The sequence below is a fragment of the Maribacter caenipelagi genome (assembly GCF_004364175.1).
GTDB classification, from domain to species: Bacteria; Bacteroidota; Bacteroidia; order Flavobacteriales; family Flavobacteriaceae; genus Maribacter; species Maribacter caenipelagi.
In genome coordinates this window covers 71,553-88,566 of record NZ_SNZW01000014.1, presented here as the reverse complement: position 1 = coordinate 88,566, position 17,014 = coordinate 71,553, and the positions used below count along the sequence as shown (strand labels likewise).

At 33.3% G+C, this 17,014-nt stretch carries 18 protein-coding genes; 8 read left to right on the top strand and 10 right to left on the bottom strand.

The genetic code is table 11. The features are described 5' to 3' along the window. Positions 1-3: 3 nt before the first annotated feature. Complete coding sequence (locus DFQ03_RS08325; RefSeq protein ID WP_133672719.1) at positions 4-717, bottom strand: PspA/IM30 family protein; 714 nt, start codon at positions 715-717, stop codon at positions 4-6. Positions 718-728: 11 nt separating this feature from the next. Next, the gene (locus tag DFQ03_RS08320) at positions 729-1,124 is read right to left on the bottom strand and encodes a type III secretion system chaperone family protein (RefSeq protein ID WP_133672718.1); all 396 of its coding nucleotides are present in this window, start codon (positions 1,122-1,124) and stop codon (positions 729-731) included. A 241-nt stretch (positions 1,125-1,365) separates the two neighbouring features. Here DFQ03_RS08320 and DFQ03_RS08315 point away from each other — a divergent pair, with 241 nt between their 5' ends. Continuing rightward, positions 1,366-2,121, top strand: coding sequence for a helix-turn-helix domain-containing protein (locus DFQ03_RS08315; protein ID WP_133672717.1), 756 nt, complete (start codon positions 1,366-1,368; stop codon positions 2,119-2,121). Between the two features lie 57 nt (positions 2,122-2,178). Here DFQ03_RS08315 and DFQ03_RS08310 read toward each other — a convergent pair whose 3' ends face one another. Next, positions 2,179-2,370, bottom strand: a complete 192-nt coding sequence (locus DFQ03_RS08310) for a cold-shock protein (protein ID WP_027067037.1) — start codon at positions 2,368-2,370, stop codon at positions 2,179-2,181. Between the two features lie 292 nt (positions 2,371-2,662). On the opposite strand from DFQ03_RS08310, the gene DFQ03_RS08305 reads away from it, so the two are divergent. Next, positions 2,663-3,505, top strand: a complete 843-nt coding sequence (locus DFQ03_RS08305) for a hypothetical protein (protein WP_133672716.1) — start codon at positions 2,663-2,665, stop codon at positions 3,503-3,505. Between the two features lie 4 nt (positions 3,506-3,509). Here DFQ03_RS08305 and DFQ03_RS08300 read toward each other — a convergent pair whose 3' ends face one another. The 4 genes from DFQ03_RS08300 to DFQ03_RS08285 form a co-directional block, all read right to left on the bottom strand. Beyond that, entirely contained in the window at positions 3,510-4,349 is an 840-nt protein-coding gene (locus tag DFQ03_RS08300; protein ID WP_133672715.1) for an aminotransferase class IV, read from the bottom strand. 5 nt (positions 4,350-4,354) lie between these two features. Beyond that, on the bottom strand, positions 4,355-5,254 hold the full coding sequence (locus tag DFQ03_RS08295) for a sugar phosphate isomerase/epimerase family protein (protein ID WP_208295900.1): 900 nt from the start codon (positions 5,252-5,254) through the stop codon (positions 4,355-4,357). Positions 5,255-5,382: 128 nt separating this feature from the next. Continuing rightward, on the bottom strand, positions 5,383-6,570 hold the full coding sequence (locus tag DFQ03_RS08290) for a PQQ-dependent sugar dehydrogenase (protein ID WP_133672714.1): 1,188 nt from the start codon (positions 6,568-6,570) through the stop codon (positions 5,383-5,385). A 155-nt stretch (positions 6,571-6,725) separates the two neighbouring features. Then, on the bottom strand, positions 6,726-7,349 hold the full coding sequence (locus tag DFQ03_RS08285) for an SDR family oxidoreductase (protein ID WP_133672713.1): 624 nt from the start codon (positions 7,347-7,349) through the stop codon (positions 6,726-6,728). Positions 7,350-7,554: 205 nt separating this feature from the next. Here DFQ03_RS08285 and DFQ03_RS08280 point away from each other — a divergent pair, with 205 nt between their 5' ends. After that, positions 7,555-7,836: a hypothetical protein gene (locus tag DFQ03_RS08280; RefSeq protein ID WP_133672712.1), complete on the top strand. Its 282-nt coding sequence runs from the start codon at positions 7,555-7,557 to the stop codon at positions 7,834-7,836. Between the two features lie 59 nt (positions 7,837-7,895). On the opposite strand, the gene DFQ03_RS08275 is transcribed toward DFQ03_RS08280, so the two are convergent. After that, positions 7,896-8,996: an alkene reductase gene (locus tag DFQ03_RS08275; protein WP_133672711.1), complete on the bottom strand. Its 1,101-nt coding sequence runs from the start codon at positions 8,994-8,996 to the stop codon at positions 7,896-7,898. A 209-nt stretch (positions 8,997-9,205) separates the two neighbouring features. Here DFQ03_RS08275 and DFQ03_RS08270 point away from each other — a divergent pair, with 209 nt between their 5' ends. From DFQ03_RS08270 to DFQ03_RS08255, 4 genes are all read left to right on the top strand, one after another. Continuing rightward, the gene (locus tag DFQ03_RS08270; protein ID WP_133672710.1) at positions 9,206-11,458 is read left to right on the top strand and encodes a TonB-dependent receptor; all 2,253 of its coding nucleotides are present in this window, start codon (positions 9,206-9,208) and stop codon (positions 11,456-11,458) included. A gap of 78 nt (positions 11,459-11,536) precedes the next feature. Then, positions 11,537-12,373 (top strand): AraC family transcriptional regulator, encoded by an 837-nt coding sequence (locus tag DFQ03_RS08265; RefSeq protein WP_133672709.1) that lies wholly within the window; start codon positions 11,537-11,539, stop codon positions 12,371-12,373. Positions 12,374-12,755: 382 nt separating this feature from the next. Next, positions 12,756-13,289 carry a carboxymuconolactone decarboxylase family protein gene (locus DFQ03_RS08260; protein ID WP_133672708.1) on the top strand — a complete coding sequence of 178 codons (534 nt, stop codon included), beginning with the start codon at positions 12,756-12,758 and terminating at the stop codon, positions 13,287-13,289. A 54-nt stretch (positions 13,290-13,343) separates the two neighbouring features. Then, positions 13,344-13,733, top strand: a complete 390-nt coding sequence (locus DFQ03_RS08255) for a hypothetical protein (protein WP_133672707.1) — start codon at positions 13,344-13,346, stop codon at positions 13,731-13,733. Between the two features lie 94 nt (positions 13,734-13,827). Here DFQ03_RS08255 and DFQ03_RS08250 read toward each other — a convergent pair whose 3' ends face one another. Continuing rightward, positions 13,828-15,381: a DEAD/DEAH box helicase gene (locus DFQ03_RS08250; protein ID WP_133672706.1), complete on the bottom strand. Its 1,554-nt coding sequence runs from the start codon at positions 15,379-15,381 to the stop codon at positions 13,828-13,830. A 120-nt stretch (positions 15,382-15,501) separates the two neighbouring features. Here DFQ03_RS08250 and DFQ03_RS08245 point away from each other — a divergent pair, with 120 nt between their 5' ends. After that, positions 15,502-16,086, top strand: coding sequence for a pseudouridine synthase (locus DFQ03_RS08245; protein ID WP_133672705.1), 585 nt, complete (start codon positions 15,502-15,504; stop codon positions 16,084-16,086). On the opposite strand, the gene DFQ03_RS08240 is transcribed toward DFQ03_RS08245, so the two are convergent. Beyond that, a complete protein-coding gene (locus tag DFQ03_RS08240) occupies positions 16,067-17,014 on the bottom strand; it encodes an EamA family transporter (protein WP_133672704.1) in 948 nt (315 codons plus the stop codon). The genes DFQ03_RS08245 and DFQ03_RS08240 overlap by 20 nt on opposite strands.

Below are 17,014 nucleotides of genomic sequence, written 5' to 3'. Positions count from 1 at the left end.
TTATTATTTTTTGGATTTGTTAAACCCTAGTTGTTCTTTTAATTTTTGAAGTTCATCATCTGCAGCGGCTTCAGTGGTATCAGCAGCTTTGTCTAATTCTTCATCTATAGATTTACTAGATTTTGCTATATCGCCATAAGCTTCGGCTAAGGCTTCTTCTTGAGCAATTTTCTCTTTCATTCTTTCAAGCATTGACACCGTACCAGTACTATCTAATTCAGCCATTTGCTTATTTAAATTTTTCGTGGCATTACTAACCTTAACACGGGCTTTTAACGTTTTAAGCTCATTTTCCCAGTTACCAATGTTGGCTTTCAAAGCTTCAACATTACCTTGCATTTGACTAACATTAGCTTCGAATTTTTCAGTTTCGGTTTTGGTAGCTGCTAATTGCTTTTCATTTGTTTCTTTTTGGACTAAAGCTTCTTTTGCAAGTCTATCTGCTTCGGCAGCATCCATTTCTTTACTGTTCGCCTTCTTTAATATAATAATGGCTTTGTCTTGATATTCCTTTGCCTTGTTTTTATATACGTCTTGATCATTCTTAGAACGTATTGCAAGTGCTTTTACTTGTGCAAGAGCTTCTAAACTTTTATCAAGATCTAATTTCATATCCCTAATGCCCTGTTCTGTCATTTTTATAGGATCTTCCATTTTATCAATTGCTGAATTGGTTTCAGCCTCTCCTATTTTAAATAGTCTTTTAAATATATTCATGATTTTTATTTTTAATATTTAGAAAATTCAATTATTTGATCTGAGTATTCACTCATTAGTAAGCTTAAAGAATTGAGGCTGGCCTCAAACTCATTTAGATCCATATTTTCGATTTGTAACGTGTCTCTGAATATGACCCGATTTGCTGTTTCATCTAAAACAAAAGCTCCATGAATGATATCTCTATTTTTTTGAAGTAAATTCTTAAAGATTTTTTCGGATTGATTATGAACAGAAAATATAAATTGTTCCATTATCAAAATTGGTGGTGAAACCCCTAAAATCAAATTCTTTATTCCGAAGTCTTCTTTCTCTACAACCAAAATTCCGTCTGCCCTATTCTCTTTTAAGATATTAAAGTTTAATTGAAGAAGATAATCTCTGGTTATATTAAAATGGTTTTTCATAGGTGTTGGTTTATGTAGGTGGATTCTTAGATTCAATATTACAACATATTATTGTTGTGTTTTTTTAAATTCAGATTAATAAAGCTAAAATGTAAACAACGACGATGAACATAATATTGTGTTTTAAAATCGGTTAATATAAAATACTAGCTCAAAATAATAGCAGATTAAATAATTATTGCTAATTTTGTTAGACAAATATAATAATATTTTTATTAATTGCAAATTATATTAGCAAAATATGTCATACTTCGGAAAGAATATTAGAAAAATAAGGAGTTTAAAAAGTCTAAGTCAACAGGCGTTTGCAGAGCTATTTGAGCTTAAAAGAGGTACTTTAGGTGCCTATGAAGAAGGGCGAAGTGAACCTAAATTAGAAACACTAATTAAAATTGCTAATTATTTTAGCATCCCGATAGATGACCTATTAACTACAGAATTAACCGTAAATAATTTATTAAAGTTTAAAGGAAATTTAACCGTCGAACAAGATTTAGGAGAGCAAGAGTTTTTTATAAAAGTACCTTGCATTACTACACTAAATCAGTCAGATTATATTAAGTATTATAATAAGGATTCTTACATTCAAGACTTACCGTTTTTATCTTTACCTATAAATCCTGATAAGAAATTTCGTGCTTATACGGTACAGAATTTAGAAATGAGTAAAAATGAATTGGGCATGTTTCCAAAAGATATCGCTATAGGTGAATGGATACCTCCAACGGTATATTCTAAATTAAATAATGGAACACTTGTTTTTGTTATTACGGATAAAAGCATCATTCTAAGACGATTATTTATAACCAATGATACTTATGTACTTCGTGCAGAACATAAAAATGTAGATGATATAGAATTACAATCTAAAGAAATAAAAGAGATGTGGCGTGTTCGTTATGTGTTCTATCACAGATTGCCAGAGACGAATTTTAATCTAGAAGAGAAATTATTTCAATTAGAAAAAGATTTCGATAGACTTAAAAATGAGCGGTAATAAAAAAAGCTCTTCATTTCTGAAGAGCTTTTTATTAAACTTGAAAGTATATATGTCTTAGATAACTTTAACGTTCACTGCGTTTAATCCTTTGTTTCCTTCTTTAAGTTCGAATTCAACTTCATCGCCTTCACGAATTTCGTCGATTAAACCTGAAATGTGTACAAAGTGGTCTTTTTCAACTCCTTCTTCAGTGATAAAACCGAAACCTTTTGTGTCGTTGAAAAATTTTACTGTTCCTTTACTCATTGTAATGTAATTTAATTTATAATACTTATTAAGAGACAAAGATGACGCCAATAGTTGACAAACAGCGTTTAAAGTTCTTTTATATCTGTTTTTTGTGAAGACTTTAAGAGTTTTCGGACTTGAAATAAGCTAAATGATGATTTATAAGCCTTTTTGGACTATAAATTCTCACTCAATTATAAATTTTAAAATTTAAAATCGGAACAATTTTAGATTCAAATCTTGAATTATAGTAGGGTAATTTATGATACTTTAGAGGAAACAACATTTATCAACATCAATATTCAACAGAATGAAAAACTTATTCCAATATAAAAATGCCTTATTAGGTATGTTATTTATTTTGCTTTTAAATTTTACTACACTAGCTCAAAAACCTAAATTCGATATATCTAATGATTTATTATTGTTACAGTTAGATTGTAAAACCGATATTGACGATTTGCATACCGCTGCAGGTTTTGCTACGTTAATAAATCACCCAGACTATAAGGACTTAAATTACATTGCTGTTGCAGGTACTTATGGCATTCAAAAAGGTTTATATGTACCACCAAACGAATTAATGCAAATAGCATTCAATGAAAATTGGATAGATGCAGATAAAGAATGGAAAACTTCGGTTGATAAAGTGTTAAATAAAGCATTAAAAATCATTGATAACGGTGGTTCTATATGGGTCGCTGAAGCGGGGCAATCTGATTTTACTTCTGATTGGGTTTCAAAACTTTCAGAAAAGCATCCTACTTTCAATATAAAAGAGAAAGTTCATGTGGTTCAGCATAGCGATTGGAACGAGTCGGTTACCGAACCTGTTAAACTAATATATACAAAAACGGTTATAGATTACCACAAAATTGCCGATGGAAATGCCGTAGGTAATGGTACCCCAGGTTTTAAGTCCGAAGGAAAAGTTGATTGGGAATCTAAATTGAATGACGAACATTTAACAAAGGTTTGGGCTACTGCTATTCGTTTAGGAAATCAATATAATGGTAAAGATGGTAGATATTTAAATGAAAGTGTTGCTGAAGGCGGATTGGATTTTTCTGATTTAAGTGAAGTATGCTACATTTTAAACCTTATGGATATAAAAGATGCAGATGAATTTTTTACATATTTCAAGGTAGACTAATATTTTATTTAAGTTTTAAAAAGGCCTCTTGTAATTTTTGAGTTACAGGGCCTTTTTTATTTTCTGTAAATAGCAAATGGTTATCAATTTTTTGAATCGCAGCAATCTGTGTACTCGTACCTGTTAAAAACGCTTCGTCAACAGTATCGATTTCCTGTAATGAAATAGGCGTTTCTTTTATCTCTATATCAAGAGCGTGGCAAAGCTCGATCACTACAATTCTAGTAATACCATTAAGAATATACTCATCTGCCGGATGCGTGTATACGACACCATTTTTTACAAAAAACACATTACAATGCGATGCTTCGGTGAAAACGCCATTTCTATGTAATATGGTTTCGTAACACTCATGTTGCATAGCTTCTTCATTAAGCATCACATTTCCTAAAAGAGACGTCATTTTAATATCGCAGCGAGACCATCTAAAATCACTTCTAGTAATTACATGTGCATTTGTAGTATTTATTTCAGGCAAAAGTTTTGGTACTGCATACATCATAACCGTTGGTTTAATGTCATTAGGAAAGGAATGTTGTCTTGGTGCTACTCCCCTAGTAATTTGTATGTAAAGCATACAATCTTTATCTGTTAGCTCTGCCACTTTTAATAAAGTGGTAATTTCATTGGAAAGAAGGCTAACGTCAAAATCTATATTAATTTTTAGTAGTCCCGATTTTAAGCGGTCTAAGTGTTCTTTCTCATAGAAAAATTTTCCATTTATCTGAACCATCACTTCGTATAATCCATCACCGAAAATAAATCCGCGATCGAAAACTGAAACTTTAGCATCCGCAGGATTTACAATACTTCCGTTTAGATATACTTTATCAGGGTAATTCATAAAACTTATAAATAACGTTGAAGATTCATTTTGAAATAGGTAGCGCTATCGGTTATACTTTGCATAGAGTTTTCGGCAAAATTACCACCTTGCTCTATATAGTAATATTGCAAATCATCTTTGTTGATAGATGATAATATGCTTTTGTAATCTATAGATCCGTTACCCATTTCAGAATAATCTCGAGTTACTTTGTCCATATCTTTTATATGCCACATCACATATCGGCCAGGATTTTCGGCAATTAATTCTGCCGGACTCTTATCTGAAGAATGTTCGACCCAATATATATCCATCTGTAGTTTTACCAAATTTGCATCTGTACCAGATAAAATTATATCATAGCCTTGCTCACCATTATGATCTGTAAATTCAAAATCGTGATTGTGATAAGCGAATTGCAATCCGGCATTGGTTACCTGCTCTCCTATTACATTTAATTTATCCTTTAGAATTTTAAAATTTTCAATTGTTCGATATTCGGGCGCCAGCCATGGCCATGTAATGTATTTGCTATCTAAGGTGGCAGCACCTTCTATACATTGGTCTACATAACGTTCGAGCTTTTCTTTAGGCTCCATAAATCGACTAGAGAAATCGTAATGTCCGCTTGAAATGGTAAAATCTAAATCATCTATCTGTTTTTTAAATTCCTTAGATTTTATACCGTAATACGTATCGTTATCAACATCATAACCATAAATTTCTCCGTCAACGTATCCTAATTCACGTGTATATTTAATACTCTCCATCGGGTTTTTAGACATTGCATCTCGAATAGTAAATAATTGCAAGCCCATTTTATATTTATAATCCATTGGCAGAACAGATAATGGCAGTATAGAACTTACCGAAAGTACACCTGTCTGTTTTAAAAATGTTCTACGAGAATTAGAGTTGTTCATAGTACGCTGTTGAAGTTGAAATACATTCGAATTATAAATATAAGGGTTGCGAAAAGAACATAAACATTTCGTAGCTAAAAAAGCAGCCGTTGATGGCTGCTTTTTATAAATTTAAGATGTTGTTCTTATTAGTTACTCACAACGGCGGTATTACTGTATGAAAGTCTATAAATTGCATCTCCGTAATCATCAGAAATAAGCATAGAACCATCATCTAATATTAATAAATCAACTGGTCTTCCGGTTGCTTTTTGAGCTACTTCATCTAACCAACCGTCAATAAAAGTTTCGCTATTAACAACTTTACCATCTTCAATGTCAACCAACATTATTCTATAACCGACTTTTTTACTTCTGTTCCATGATCCGTGTTCTGCAATAAAAGCTTTACCCTTATATTCTTCAGGGAACATAGTACCGGTATAAAATTTTATAGCTAATGGAGCAACGTGAGCATCTAACTGTAAAGCAGGGGCGACAAAATCTGAACAAGGACGCAAATCTCCAAATTCTGGATCTTTTACAATACCACCATGGCAAAATGGATACCCGAAATGCTGACCAGCTTCGGTCACCGTATTTAGTTCGCAAGGAGGAATATCATCACCTAACATGTCGCGACCATTATCGGTAAACCACATTTGTTTCGTATCAGGATGCCAAGTGAATCCGACAGAGTTTCTAACTCCTCTAGCATAGATTTCACGATTGCTTCCGTCAGGGTCCATTCTTGAGATAGTTCCAAATCGCTCATCTTCATCTGTTCTGTTGCAAATATTACAAGGGGCACCGACAGGTACATAAAGCTTATCGTCTGGTCCGAATGCTATATATTTCCAACCATGATGAAATTCCGTCGGAAAATCATCATAAATTAATTCCTTATTTACCTCACCACCTATTTGATCTTCAATATTTGGATATTTCCATAGACTACCCACTTGCGCTACGTACAAATCTCCATTTCTCATAGCAATACCGTTGGGTACTTCCATCGTATCGAGCACCATAATATTATCAGCTTTAAAATCTCCATTAGTATCTTGAATCGCGTAAACATTATTTTCAGTACGTGTACCAACGAATAGCGTTCCATCATCACCCATAGCCATAGATCGAGCACCATCTACTCCCCTCGCGTAAACTTTAATTTCAAAACCTTCTGGTAAGTTTAAGTCTAACAAAGCCAAATCTGTGCTATCAAGTTCTACTTCAGTTACAGCGCTATCATTGCTTTCGTTTTTATTCTCTTTGCAAGATTGTATCGATATCGCTAAGGCTAGCGCCATAGCCATCTTTAAAAATGGAATTTTCATATTTCGATTGTTTAGTTATTACGAAGATACGTAACATGCTTTAGTATTAATATTTTGAAAAGGTATTGTAAAATATTTTTAAACTTAAAAAAGCCAAAACTAACAGCGCTAGAATTGACTTATATATTTTTTAATAGAATATTTATCGTTGCCTATTAAGCATCCATAGCTTTACCTATTAATGTATCGCCTTGTATAATTTCGAAAGTCGAATTTATAGCGGCATCATCATGTAACGACCTTACTAGGGTTTGCGCTACGTCATCTCTAGTGATAGAACCTTGCTTGTTTAATTTAGATTTTAACTCAATTTTGCCGGTACCAGCATCATTTGTTAAAGAACCAGGTCTTACAATCGCATGCATTAAATTTGTAGCTTTAAGATATTCGTCTGCATTGTGTTTTGCTTTTAAATATTCTTTTAAATCGCTAGCTTCTTCATGGTTATCTGCCCCCATTGAACTTAACATAACAAACTTTTTAATATTTGCTTTTTTAGAAGCGTCTATTAAATTTTTGGCGCCTTCTTGATCTACTTCGACTACCTTTTTGCCGCCAGATCCAGCAGCGAAAATTACCTTATCTATATTTTCTACCGTATGTGATAAATCTTTTTCTAAATCACCAAGTACTGTTTTTATATTTTCCTTTTCAAACTGTTCTTTTTGTTCCTCTTTACGCACCATGGCGATAGGCTCGAAATATTGAGAACTCTTTAAAAGGTTTACTATTTTTTTTCCTGTGGTACCGTTGGCACCAGCTACTAATACATTTTCCATTTTCAAATTATTTATTTGCAAGTTGGCTAAATGCCACCGTTAACTTTAGTGCTTTAACGTTTTTTCTTAACACGATTACATTTGTTTATTGACTTCGAGTTTTTTAATTCATTTTACTTTAAAAGAGCATAAATATAATGGGAAAGCGATAATGTTTACTAATATGAACATATACCTTGAGTTTCTAATATTTAATAAAATAACTATGAAAAATGAAAATAAGAAAGCGGACTATAATTCTGATGTTACAAAAGAAGATTTATCTGCATTAGGAGAAAAGACAAAAAATTCTAGAACTGATGGTGGAGATGATATTCAATTAATTAATCGAGAGAATGATATTGATTTTGCTGGAAATGATCTAGATGTACCTGGACGTAGTTTACCTAAAAATCAAATTAAATTAAAAGATGAAGAGAATCAACTATATAGCCAAGGCGGATCAGAAAATGAAAATTTAGAGCAGGACAACGAAAATATTAGATAGTAAAGAAAATAAAAGCAGCCAAATGGCTGCTTTTATTTTTACATCGCTTCTTTAAAGCTTTAGTTTTCTTCGCTGTATTCTGGATAATCTATATAACCTTCTTTACCTGGAGTGTAAAAGGTGTCTGCATCCCATTCTGCAATTGGATAATTATGTTCGAAACGTTCTACCAAATCCGGATTAGAAATAAACGGTTTTCCGAATGCAACTAAATCCGCATAACCTTCTTCAATAACTTTATTACCAGATTCTTGGTCAAAGCCAGCATTGATCATTAGGGTTCCATTATAAAGAGGTCTAAAATGCTTCGCAATATGTTCTACGGCGAATGGTACATTAGATACGTCATTAAATGGTTCTGATAGATGAACATAAGCCAGATCATAATCATTCAGTTTCTTAATAATAAATTCGAAAGTTGGTATTGTTTCTTCATCTAAAGTAATACCGAACATACCGTTCAAAGACGGATTAAATCGTACTCCTATTTTTTCTTGCGGAATAACCTCTTTCATGGCATCTAAAACTTCAAAAAAGAAACGTGTTCGATTTTCCATATTCCCACCATATTCATCCGTTCTGTGATTGGATGTTCCATTAAAAAATTGATGAAATAAATAGCCGTTAGAAGAATGAATTTCTACCCCGTCAAATCCGGCTTCAATAGCATTGATAGCAGCGTTTTTAAAATCTTTAACCGTTTGTTTAATATCTTCTATGGTCATTTCTTTTGGGGTCACGGTATCTTTAAATCCTTCAGGTGTATAAGATTTCGCATTCGGATTTAACGCTGACGGAGCCAATGGCAACTCACCATCATGAAAATCTGGGTGAGACATGCGCCCTACATGCCACAATTGAATAAATATTTTTCCACCTTTCTCGTGAACGGCTTTTGTTACTTTTTTCCAGCCTTCTACCTGTTCTTTAGAATAAATTCCCGCAGTGTTTATATAACCTACGGCATCTTTTGAAACTTGCGAACCTTCGGTAATAATTAATCCTGCAGATGCTCTTTGAACGTAATATGTAACATGTAAATCTTCGGTAGGTATATTTCCTTCATTTGCCGCTCTACTTCTGGTCATAGGTGCCATAGCTACCCTATTTTTTAAGTCTAAATTCTTATGAAACGGGGTTAATAATGCTTGATTGCTCATATATGTTTGTAATATATTTGTTTATGGTACAAAGATCTTACTATTAAATGGAGCATTTTGACTCTTACCGTTAAAACATTGTTATAAACCGTAAAAATTAAGGCTAGCATCCATATCCAATAAGTTTGCCGTTTTCTAACAATCGTTAAAACCTTTATTGTTTTTTATCGTAGGTATTGCAAAAGACAACCCTATCAAAATTTTATTTTATGAATTATAGCTGTAATTGGGCATTGAAGCTGCTGATATTCAACTTTTTACTTATAGCGTCAAAAAGTGTAGAAGCACAAAACCTAAAAGGAAAAGTAACCGATAAAGAAGGTATTGCGTTAGAAAACGTTGGCATTTTTAATCAAACATCTGGTCAACACAGCCATACCAATTTATCAGGTAAATTTTCACTACCATCAACATCAATAAATGATTCTGTATACTTCTCTAATTTAGGTTTTAAAACCTTTATACTCGTTATTAAGCAACAAGATATAAAGAACGGAATTACTATTACCTTAGAGGAATCGAGCATCAATTTAGATCAAGTGGTTGTAGTTTCAAAGGTAGATGCAATGAGCAAAATTGTACATATAGATGTGCAGAACGATCCTGTAAAATCATCTCAAGAAATACTTAGAAAAGTACCCGGTCTTTTAATTGGTCAGCATGCAGGTGGCGGTAAAGCAGAACAGATTTTTTTAAGAGGATTTGACATTGACCATGGTACAGATGTCGCCATCAGTGTAGATGGAATGCCCGTAAACATGGTATCTCATGCCCACGGACAAGGCTATGCAGATTTACACTTTGTAATACCTGAAACTATAGATAACATTAACTTCGGAAAAGGACCGTATTACGCTGATAAAGGAGATTTTAATACGGCAGGATATGTTGATTTAAGCCTTAAGAAAAGTGTAGCTAAAAGTATGGTTTCTTATGAAACCGGACAATATAATACGAATAGGTTTGTTGGGCTTTTTAATATTTTAAAAAGTAGTAAAAGTGATGCGTATTTAGCCTCAGAAATTTATTTAACTGACGGACCATTTGACTCTCCGCAAAACTTCAACCGAGTAAATATTTTGGGTCGTTATCATTATAAAGATATAGGAAAGGAAGAACTGACAATAACCGCTTCTCATTTTCAAAGTAAGTGGGATGCCTCTGGTCAAATTCCACAACGCGCCATTGATCAAAATATCATAGGTCGTTTTGGTGCTATTGATGACACTGAGGGCGGACAAACAAGTAGAACAAATGTAATGTTGAATCATACCAAATTCTTAGGTGAAGATCAATTTTTAAAGACACGTGCTTTTGTAAGTAAGTATGATTTTGAACTGTTCTCTAATTTTACATTCTTCTTAGAAGACCCTATAAATGGTGATCAAATACGACAGTATGAAGACAGAACGATTATGGGCGCCGAAACTGTTTTCGAACAAATAGATATTGCTGTTGGTGCTGACGATAGATTCAAATATGCTGCAGGAATCGGATTTAAAAATGATAATGTAGATGATGTAACGCTAGAGCATACCTTAAACAGAAAAACATCTTTAGAACAATACGCATTTGGCGATGTTGATGAAACCAATATATACGGGTTTTTGAATGGAGAATATAAAACAGGAAACTGGACCTTTAATCCTTCTGTACGATTAGATTACTTCAACTTCAACTATGAGAACAAACTAAGTGAGTTGTATGATAACAAAAGCGAAAGCAAGGCAATAGTGAGTCCGAAATTCAACACATTATATTCTGTCAATAGAAATTGGCAATTATTTTTGAAAACGGGCTTAGGATTTCACTCAAACGATGCACGCGTGGTTACTGCAAATGAAGGTCGAGATGTGCTGCCAAAAGCATATGGCGTAGATTTCGGAACTATCATTAAACCTATAGATAAGCTTGTGTTAAATGCAACTTTATGGGGCTTAATTTTAGATCAAGAATTTGTGTATGTTGGTGATGCAGGTATTGTTGAGCCAAGTGGTAAAACCAGAAGAGTTGGTATAGAAGTAGGTGCTCGTTATCAAATGTTAGATTGGCTATACCTTTACAGTGATGTTAATTACACCTATGCTAGAAGTACAGAAGAAGCAGATGGCGAAGATTATATTCCTTTAGCCCCAGATTTTACTGCTGTAGGCGGACTATCAATTACCGATTTAGGGAATTTCTCTGGGAATTTAAATTATAGATATTTAGGAGATAGAGCTGCAAACGAAGTTAATAGCATTATTGCAGAAGGTTACTTTGTAACGGACTTAAACCTGAACTACCATATTAAAAACTGGACGGTTGGTGTAATCGTAGAAAACCTATTTGATACAGAGTGGAACGAAACACAGTTCGCTACAGAAAGTAGACTGTTCAATGAAACAGCATCGGTAGAAGAAATTCATTTTACTCCCGGTACTCCATTTTATTTAAGAGGTAAGGTTTCTGTGAGGTTTTAATAAAACTGTTGTTTAAAAAATAGAAAGTTTGAATTATTACATATGTAATGATTAAACCTTTTTTTAGACCAAAACTTCATGCAAGAAGTTTTTAAAGATTTTAGTACTGGTGGATTACTTAAAATTGGTAATGAGTTATTATTAGAAACTTATAGAAAACCAAAGCAAGCCGGAATTTATATTTTTATTAGAACCACTACTCAAAAAGCTTCTCTAGAAGTAGATGGTGTTCCGTATACCATATCTGAAGATAGTTTATTGGCACTGACTCCTGTCCAGTTTTTTCGATATACAGAAGGCAGCGAATTAGTTGTCTATCAATTCAATCGGGAGTTTTATTGCATTAAAGATCATGATCAAGAAGTTAGTTGTGCAGGTTTATTATTTTTTGGTAATGCTCACATACCTGTTATAGATTTAGGCGAAAAAGAGCAACGAAAATTCGATACGTTGCACGAGGTGTTTGTCGATGAGTTAGAAACAGAAGATACTATACAAGCAGAAATGCTTCGTATGCTCATGGCTCGTTTTATGATTATGAGTACCAGACTTCTTAAGGCTAAAGAAGGGTTCAGCAATGAATCCAATGATGTAAAGGTTGATTTATTAAGAGGTTTTAATCTATTAGTTGAAACTCATTACAGGACAGAACACTCTGTTTCATTTTATGCGGATAAACTATTTAAATCATCAAAAACACTTTCCAACACCTTCTCCAAATTCAATACCACTCCGTTACAAATAATTCATGAGCGTATAATTCTTGAGGCAAAGCGATTACTTATTTACACTGATAAGACGACAAAAGAAATAGCTTATGAGATAGGCTTTGATGATGCCTCTCATTTAAGTCGTTTGTTTAAAAAGCAAACACAGCAATCTCCTTCAGATTTCAAAAAACAACTCAAAAAATAGTTTAGGGAAATATTGACAACATTTCGGGTGATATTGCCCATTTTAAGATTCATGATAACTAAATCTTTGTAGTGTAGAATTAAAACATTAAAGACATGAACTTAAAACACAAATCAATTTTCAATTTAATAGAAATATTTACATCTAAGAAGGCGGTAATAACTAATACCATTAATGTAGAAAAACATTGTAATCATAACTATTTATCAGATTACTACTGTGATTCTGACAGCTCTTCAAAATTAACCAAAGCATTCAATTCTTTTTTATAAAGGAATAATTGACACGTAGAAAGGAAGTATCTACATGATTAGAACATTAGACTGAATATACCTTTGTACCAGATAATCAAATAAAATTATTATAAAATAAAATTAAAATCATGAGCACATTTAATGTACCAACAAGAGAAGAAGTAAGCGAAAATAATCAAGCTATTTTTGATCACCTTAAAAAAGCATTAGGCTTTGTACCAAACTTATATGCAACCTATGCAAATAGTAATACAGCTTTAGAAAACTATTTAAACTTTGCCAATGCTAAAACATCATTGTCAGCTAAAGAAAAAGAGGTTGTAAACTTAGCTGTTAGCCAAGTAAACAATTGTATCTACTGTTTATCTGCACACACGGCAATTGGTAAAATGAACGGATTTAATGATGAGCAAATTCTTGAACTTAGAGCAGGGAAAGCTTCCTTCAATACAAAACTAGATGCACTGGCACAGTTAGCAAAAAACGTTACGGAAAATAGAGGACGTACAGATAAAAATGTTTTAGAAAACTATTTTGCCGCAGGTTATACAAAAGCTAATTTAATAGACACTCTTTCTTTAGTAGGTGACAAAACAATTTCGAACTATATACATAGTACTACACAAGTACCAGTTGATTTTCCTGTAGCACCATCATTATAAACAATTCATATTAATCTATCCATTTGGGCAAAAGCCCTTAAAAATTTAAAACAAATGAAAAAAGTATTATCAATTTTAGTTACCGCATTAGCATTTTCATTCAGTGCCAACGCTCAAGATAAAATGATGAAGCATCAACCAGTTAAGAAAAATGCTTTAGAGCAAACAACTGGTGAGTTTACACAGAAATCAATTACTGTTAGCGAAGGCACATATATTTTTGATATTGCAAATAACAATGTAGGTAAAGATGTTGGTTTGGTATTGGTAAAAAAAGAGAAAGACGCATCTAAACCAGAAAACCATATTCAAACTGCATATGCAACTTCTGCAGTAAAGAATAATACAGTTGGCCACTCTAAAGAAACTAAATTAGAAAAAGGCGAATATGTATATTTCTGTCCTTTGAATCCTACTCCCCAAGACAGTCTTATTGTTGAATAAGAAGTAATTGACTATAAATAAGAAGGGCTGTTCTTAAAAGAACAGCCCTTCTTATATTTTAAAATTCTCTAAAAATAGAAAATTTGAATTCAAATTAGTCTTCTGGTGGATGCCCGTGAATATCTTCAAAAACAGAATCAAAATTTTCTCTTAAATACGCATTAAGTTTCTTTTGGTAATCATCTTTTAACCAGCTTAAGAAATTGTAGGTACTCTTACTAATACACTTTCCGTATACATGAATACGATTATCAATATCTTCCTTTAGTAATTTAGCTAAAGCCAATGCATCATAAACATCTTCGCTGTTTTCTATACACATATACGCATGGTGAGCGATAGAACGTTCTAAAACTACTTTAGAAGATTCCCCAGCAAATGTTGCCGTTTCGTATGTTTCTTTAATATCAAAATAAGTTTCCTTAGAGTTTTTGAATTCTTCTTTAACTTCATCAGAAAGCTCAAGCTTGAAATCACTTTCAATATCCTCATCATCTTTAATGCGGTCCATGTAGAAGTTCGGAGACTTGAATATAGCTCCCCAATCTAAATCTGCACCCCATGGTCCGAAACGATAAAGGTTGTTACCTAAATCAATAACAGTAAATTTCGATTTGTTATTCAAAACCCTAGAACCCCTACCGATCATTTGATAGTAAAGTGTAAGTGATTTTGTTGCTCTATTTAAAATAATAGTATCAATAGTAGGTTCATCAAAACCTGTAGTTAAAATACTAACCGATGTTAATATTGCATCAGGTGTTTCTTTAAACCATTTTAAAATCTGTTTACGCTGTTTTTTGGTAGCTGTATTATCAAGGTGCATGATGTTTAAACCTGCAGCCTGAAAAGTATGGTAAACCTGAATAGAAGTTTCGATACCATTATTGAAAATCAATGTCTTTTTACCTTTAGAATGTTTTGTATACGCTTCTAAAAGTTTGCTCAACATTGCTGGACTCGTATATAAATCAGCAGATGATTTAACGGTGTAATCACCATTAGAACCAATTTCTAGAGATGTAAGTCCCATGTCATACTGAAATACCTCCGCCCTAGCCAAGAAATCATTGGCTATAAGATTTTCTATGGTTTCACCTGGTATAAGCTCGTCATAGTTTTTGTTCATTGGTAAGTCCTTATTTGAACTTAACGGAGTTGCCGTAACACCAAGAACAAAAGAATTTTCAAAGAACTTAAATAGTTTGGTGAAAGAATTATAGTGAGCTTCATCGATAATAACTAGGCCAACATCAGAAATATCTAATTGATCGTCGTTCAGCCTATTATTTAAGGTTTCTACCATGGCCACATAACAGCTATAACGCTCGTGGTCATCAAGATTTGCTTTACTATTGACTACTTTGTTAACAACGCCAAAACTAGTAAGCATTGAAGAAGTCTGGTTACAAAGTTCAATACGGTGCGTCATTACCAAAACTTTCTTGTTATGGTTCTTTAAATACTGACGTACCATTTCGGAAAAAATCACTGTTTTACCACCACCGGTCGGAAGTTGGTAAAGAAGGTGATAATCATCTCGTTCTGAATCGAACTTGTCAAAAATTTGTTGAATTGCTCCTTGTTGATAGCTATAAAGTTCCTTATCTGTCTTTCTATCTTGTAATTCAAAAACTGTCTCTTGCATAAAATCTTCTCTGGAGGGCACAAAGGTAACATTCTCTATAATAGATTACTAATTCATGGGTTAAAAAGGGTATCTTTTGCGACCATATGCCATCAAAATAAATTGTAAGCGGTTAAATTAATGCAACACAGCCATTTTAAAATCTATAAACCCTACGCAATGTTAAGTCAGATGACCTCTGGTGAAGATCGACAACTACGTAAAAAAAGATTTTTAAGTGAGCTTTACGATTTTCCCCATGGGATAATGCCGATTGGACGGTTGGATGAAAAATCTGAAGGATTACTATTAATGACTACGGATGGAAAGTTGAGCGACACCATAAATAATTCAGGAATAGAAAAGGAATATTTAGCCCAACTGGATGGATTAATTACACCTGAAGCAATTCAAAAGATAGCAGAGGGAGTAACCATCGGAATATTCGGGAAGAAATACACGACCAAGTCTTGTGAAGTAAAAGTTTTAGACGATTTACCATCTCTACCCGATGCAGATCAGGCATTACGAATTGGTAGGCACAGACCAACCTCGTGGATAAGTATTATAGTTAAAGAAGGGAAATTTCGCCAAGTTCGTAAAATGACTGCAGCCGTAGGTTTTCCAACAGTTCGGTTAATTCGTGTACGCATTGGCACTATTCATTTAGATAATATGAAACCTAGAGAAATTTTACCTATTAAGATTAACCCACTGGGTCTTTAGGAATACGTTTACCTGAAAACCTCGAGAAGATTGTCAAGCTCTTTTTGGTATTAATGAAATAGACGCCTGTTAAAAGAACAACCGATGCAATCGCTGATTGAGCGGTGATATCTTCATTTAAAAAATACCAACCAAGAATCATTGCAATTATAGGGTTAACATAAGAAGAAGTAGCAACTTTTTCTGGAGATACTATTCGAAGCAAGTAATTGAAAGCGGTAAAGGTTACGATACTACCAAAAATAATTAATAGTAACATCGATGTAATAACAGGAATACTCCAATCAATCGGCGATATCCATTGTTCGCCAAACAGGGTACTTATAATCAATAACGATATGCCGCTAGTTAACATTTGGTAACCCGTATTTACAAAGAAGTTCTTAGGTAAATCGGCGTTGCCGACAAATAAACTACCATAAGACCAGCTAAGCATACATACAAAAATTAATACCATGCCCAATATCGCTCCGTCTTGAGCAATTATTTCTTTCTGTCCGACAAGTAGAAAAATACCTGTTATACCCAGAATTACACCAACTATTGACATTGGCTGTATTTTTTTTCCTTGAAATACACGCATCATTAATAAAACTACCAAAGGTTGCGCTGATACTTCAAGAGCGGCAAAGCCACTATCTACAAATTTAAGAGCCCAAACGACAACACCGTTTCCGAAAGTTAGAAATAGAAAACCTGCAAGAATAGTATTCTTGAATTGTTGCTTGGTAATTTTAAGTGAGAAGCCTAATATTTTTGAGATAATAAAAATAAGACTGCCGGCAATTACAAAACGTATACCTGCCAACATAAAGGCGGGTAATTCGGTTACTGCAATTTTATTCCATAAATAGGTAGAGCCCCAAATGAAATAAATGGCGAAAAATGACAATACTACCAATACGGTGTTACGTTGCATTTTCGCCAT

Excerpts from the sequence above, each read along its gene's own strand:
- DFQ03_RS08325 (WP_133672719.1), bottom strand. The coding sequence starts at position 717 with ATGAATATATTTAAAAGACTATTTAAAATAGGAGAGGCTGAAACCAAT.
- DFQ03_RS08320 (WP_133672718.1), bottom strand. The coding sequence starts at position 1,124 with ATGAAAAACCATTTTAATATAACCAGAGATTATCTTCTTCAATTAAAC.
- DFQ03_RS08315 (WP_133672717.1), top strand. The coding sequence starts at position 1,366 with ATGTCATACTTCGGAAAGAATATTAGAAAAATAAGGAGTTTAAAAAGT.
- DFQ03_RS08310 (WP_027067037.1), bottom strand. The coding sequence starts at position 2,370 with ATGAGTAAAGGAACAGTAAAATTTTTCAACGACACAAAAGGTTTCGGT.
- DFQ03_RS08305 (WP_133672716.1), top strand. The coding sequence starts at position 2,663 with ATGAAAAACTTATTCCAATATAAAAATGCCTTATTAGGTATGTTATTT.
- DFQ03_RS08300 (WP_133672715.1), bottom strand. The coding sequence starts at position 4,349 with ATGAATTACCCTGATAAAGTATATCTAAACGGAAGTATTGTAAATCCT.
- DFQ03_RS08295 (WP_208295900.1), bottom strand. The coding sequence starts at position 5,254 with ATGAACAACTCTAATTCTCGTAGAACATTTTTAAAACAGACAGGTGTA.
- DFQ03_RS08290 (WP_133672714.1), bottom strand. The coding sequence starts at position 6,570 with ATGAAAATTCCATTTTTAAAGATGGCTATGGCGCTAGCCTTAGCGATA.
- DFQ03_RS08285 (WP_133672713.1), bottom strand. The coding sequence starts at position 7,349 with ATGGAAAATGTATTAGTAGCTGGTGCCAACGGTACCACAGGAAAAAAA.
- DFQ03_RS08280 (WP_133672712.1), top strand. The coding sequence starts at position 7,555 with ATGAAAAATGAAAATAAGAAAGCGGACTATAATTCTGATGTTACAAAA.
- DFQ03_RS08275 (WP_133672711.1), bottom strand. The coding sequence starts at position 8,996 with ATGAGCAATCAAGCATTATTAACCCCGTTTCATAAGAATTTAGACTTA.
- DFQ03_RS08270 (WP_133672710.1), top strand. The coding sequence starts at position 9,206 with ATGAATTATAGCTGTAATTGGGCATTGAAGCTGCTGATATTCAACTTT.
- DFQ03_RS08265 (WP_133672709.1), top strand. The coding sequence starts at position 11,537 with ATGCAAGAAGTTTTTAAAGATTTTAGTACTGGTGGATTACTTAAAATT.
- DFQ03_RS08260 (WP_133672708.1), top strand. The coding sequence starts at position 12,756 with ATGAGCACATTTAATGTACCAACAAGAGAAGAAGTAAGCGAAAATAAT.
- DFQ03_RS08255 (WP_133672707.1), top strand. The coding sequence starts at position 13,344 with ATGAAAAAAGTATTATCAATTTTAGTTACCGCATTAGCATTTTCATTC.
- DFQ03_RS08250 (WP_133672706.1), bottom strand. The coding sequence starts at position 15,381 with ATGCAAGAGACAGTTTTTGAATTACAAGATAGAAAGACAGATAAGGAA.
- DFQ03_RS08245 (WP_133672705.1), top strand. The coding sequence starts at position 15,502 with ATGCAACACAGCCATTTTAAAATCTATAAACCCTACGCAATGTTAAGT.
- DFQ03_RS08240 (WP_133672704.1), bottom strand. The coding sequence starts at position 17,014 with ATGGCGAAAATGCAACGTAACACCGTATTGGTAGTATTGTCATTTTTC.